2 protein-coding genes are annotated in these 3,564 nt (G+C 69.9%); both read right to left on the bottom strand.

All coding sequences use genetic code 11. From position 1 onward, the window contains the following. Nucleotides 1-2,569, bottom strand: a 2,569-nt coding sequence (locus V7D28_RS14475) for an efflux RND transporter permease subunit (RefSeq protein WP_333588088.1), incomplete at its 3' end; no start/stop codon positions are given. Continuing rightward, the coding region (locus tag V7D28_RS14480; protein WP_333588089.1) for an efflux RND transporter periplasmic adaptor subunit at nucleotides 2,566-3,564 on the bottom strand (999 nt) is incomplete at its 5' end. The genes V7D28_RS14475 and V7D28_RS14480, both read right to left, overlap by 4 nt.

Consider the following 3,564-nt stretch of genomic DNA (forward strand, 5'->3'; position numbering starts at 1 on the left):
CCCCCACCGCGCCGCCGGCCTCCAGGAAGTCTCGCGCCCCGCCGCCCCACAGCACGCCGACCCCGCCGGGCTGCTTGGCGATCTCGGCTTCGAAGAAGCTGATGGCGTCCCCGATCGTATAGCCGGGGTTGAGCTGGGCCATCAGGTCGATGGATCGGGCCCGGTCGGTGCGTTCCCGGTCAGGCGTGTCGCCGCGCACCTCGGTGGTGACCACCGAGGCCAGGGGAATGGTCTGGCCCGAGGCCGTCCGCACATAGAGGCTGTTGAGATCCTCCTGGGTCATCCGCTGATCGCGGTTGGTCTGGAGGATGACGTCGTATTCCTGGCCTTCGCGGATATAGGTGGTCACCCTTCGCGACCCGAACAGGGTCTCCAGGGCGCGGCCCACGGCCTGGGGCGTGACGCCCAGGCTCGCCGCCCGCTCCCGGTCGATGGACACCAGAAGGCGCGGCGAGGTGGGCTCATAGTCCAGGCGCACCCGGCTGAGGCCCGGGTTCTGCTCGGCGGCGGCCCGGATCGGCTCCAGCCAGGCGGCGATCTCATTATAGTCGGTGCCCACAGCGATCAGATTGACGCTGTTGCCCTCGCTGCCCCGCAGGGCCGGGCGAACGAAGGCGGTCGCCCGCACCGCCGTGATCTGGGAGAATTCGCGATTGAGCTGGGCCGCCAGCTCGTTGGAATCCATGGCGTCGCGGCCGCTGGGCAGGGTCACATTGCCCCCGCCGGTATTGTACTGCGTCCCGCCGAAGCGCGGCATGGACAGGAGGTATCGGGTGACCGTGCCCTCCTCGTACAGCTCCATCAGCCGGGCTTCGATCTGCTGGGCGGCCGCCAGGGTGTAGTCGTAGCCCGCCCCCTCTGGACCGGCGAAATTGATGTCCACCCGGCCCCGGTCTTCCTCGGGCACAAGCTCGGCGGGCAGGTAGCGGAAGATCCCGAGGGCGAGGCCCGCCAGCACCACGACGAGCACGCCCGTGGCCCAGGCCGCGCGACGGTGGCTGAGCAGGGCCTCAAGCGAGGCGTGGTAGGAGGACCTGGCCTTCGCCATGGCGCCGTCGACCCGCTGGGCCAGCCAGCCCTGCCCCTTGGCGGGCTTCAGCAGCTTGGAGGCCAGCATGGGCGAGAGGCTGAGCGCCAGGAGCGAAGAAAACGCCACGGCTGCGGCGATGGCCACGGCCAGCTCCACGAACAGCCGTCCAATATAGCCCGGCAGGAACATCAGCGGGGCGAAGACCGAGATCAGCACGATGGTGGTGGCCACCACGGCGAAGAAGACCTGGCGGGTGCCCCGCTGGGCCGCCACGGGGGCCGGCTCGCCCTCGTCAATCCGCCTCTGGATATTCTCCACCACCACGATGGCGTCATCCACCACCAGGCCGATGGCCAGGACCAGGGCCAGCAGGGTCAAGAGGTTAAGCGAGAAGCCCAGGGGCGCCAGCACGATGAAGCTGGAGAGAATGCAGATGGGCGCCACGACGGTGGGGATCAGCGCCGCCCGCCAGGTGCCCAGGAAGATGAAGTTCACCAGGCCGACCACCGCCAGGCAGATGCCCATGGTGTACCAGACCTCCTCCAGGGCGTGGCGGGTGAAGACGGTGAAGTCCACCGCCACCTCCAGCCGCGTGCCTTCGGGCAGGCCCCGGTTCAGTTCCGGCAAGAGGGCCCTGACCCCGTCGGAGATCTCCAGGTCATTGGCCTGGGACTGGCGGGTGATGGGGATGCCCACCTGATCGCGGCCATTGGAGCGGAAAAGGCGTCGGCGCTCGTCGGGCTCTTCGGAGACCCGGGCGATGTCCCCCAGGCGGGTGATGTAGCCGCCGTTGGCGCTGGTCCCCACCGGCAGGCGGGCGAACTCTTCGGGCGTGGAATAGCCCCGCGTCACGCGGATGGTGAAGTCCTTGGCCTCGGCCTCAAGCGAACCGGCGGGCAGCTCCAGGTTCTGGCTGCTGAGCGCGGCCTCCACCTGGTCCACCGTAATGCCGCGCGAGGCCATGGCCTGGGGATCGAGCCAGATGCGCATGGCGTAGTTCTGGGCGCCGCCGACCCCCACCTGGGCCACGCCGGGCACGGTGGAGATGCGCTCCACGAGGTAGCGGTTGGCGTAGTCGGTGAGCTGGAGCCGGTTTAGTGTCGTCGAGGAGAACGACAGGAACATGATCGGCTGGGCGTCGGCGTCAGCCTTGCGGATCTGCGGCGGATCGGCCTGCAGCGGCAGGTTGGACGACACCCGCGAAACCGCGTCCCGCACATCATTGGCCGCGGCGTCCAGGTTCCGGCTGAGCTTGAACTCGATATTGATCCGCGACTGTCCGTCCCGGGAGGAGGACGACATGCGGTCGACCCCCTCGATCCCGGCCACCTGGCGCTCGATCACCTCGGTGATCCGCTCCTCGATGACCTCGGCCGAGGCGCCGCGATAGTCGGTGGAGATGGAAATGACCGGCGGGTCGACGGCCGGCAGTTCGCGGACGGTGAGCTGGGTGAACGAGGCCAGGCCCACCACGCACAGGATGATCGCCGCCACCGCGGCGAAGACTGGACGACGGACGGAGAGATCCGAAAGGGTCATGCGCCGGGCCGTTCCGCCGCCGGTCTGACCCGGGCCACGTCGGCCGGATCGGCCGTTTCGGCGATGCGCACCGCCTGGCCGCTGGTGACCTTGTTCAGGCCGTTGGCCACGATGCGGTCACCCGCCCGGACCCCCTCGCGAACCTCCACGAAGCCGTTCTGGCGGGCGCCCACCTCCACCGGCCTCTGCTCGGCCATGGACCGCCCCTCACCCTCGGCGATGAGGAAGACAAATGACGAGGACCCCTGCACCGACAGGGCCGGCTCCGGCACCGCCAGGGCCTGCCGCTGGCCGCGAGACAGGGAGATGCGCATCATCATGCCCGGCCGCAGCCGCTGGTCGGGGTTCGGGAACAGGGCCCGGGCGGTGATGGCGCGGGTGGCCTCGTCCACGCGAGTGTCCAGGGTGTCGATACGGCCCCGGGCCACGAAGCCCGGGAAAGCGTCGGTGGTGGCCTCGATGGTCTGGCCGGCCGCCAGATCGGCGATGTAGCGCTCGGGCACCTGGAAATCGACGCGGATGGCGCTGAGATCATCCAGGGTGACGATGGTCGCGCCCGGATTGACCAGGGCGCCAGGCGCGATGTCGGTCAGCCCCACCACGCCGGCGAAGGGCGCGCGGATCAGCCGGTCGCCCTGGCGGGCCTGGGCCGCGGCCAGGTCGGCCTTGGCGGTGAGGTACGTCGCCTCGCGCTGGTCGACGGCGGCCTGGGAGGCGTAACCGCTCTGGGCCAGGGTCCGCCAGCGTTGCAGCGCCTGCTCGGCCTCGGCCAGTCTGGCGCGAGCCTGGGCGACGCCCGCATCCTGCTCGGCCGCCTTGAGCTCCACCAGAATCGCCCCGGCCGGCACGGCCTGGCCGTCGGAGAAGCGGACCGCCTCCACAAGCTGGGTCGTGGCCGCTGTCAGGGTCACAGACTGGCGGCCCTTGGCGAGGCCCAGCACCTCGATCTGGTCGGTGAAGGTGCGGTTCACCACCGTGGTGGCGGCCACATCCAC

Source organism: Phenylobacterium sp., assembly GCF_036723115.1.
GTDB lineage: Bacteria > Pseudomonadota > Alphaproteobacteria > Caulobacterales > Caulobacteraceae > Phenylobacterium.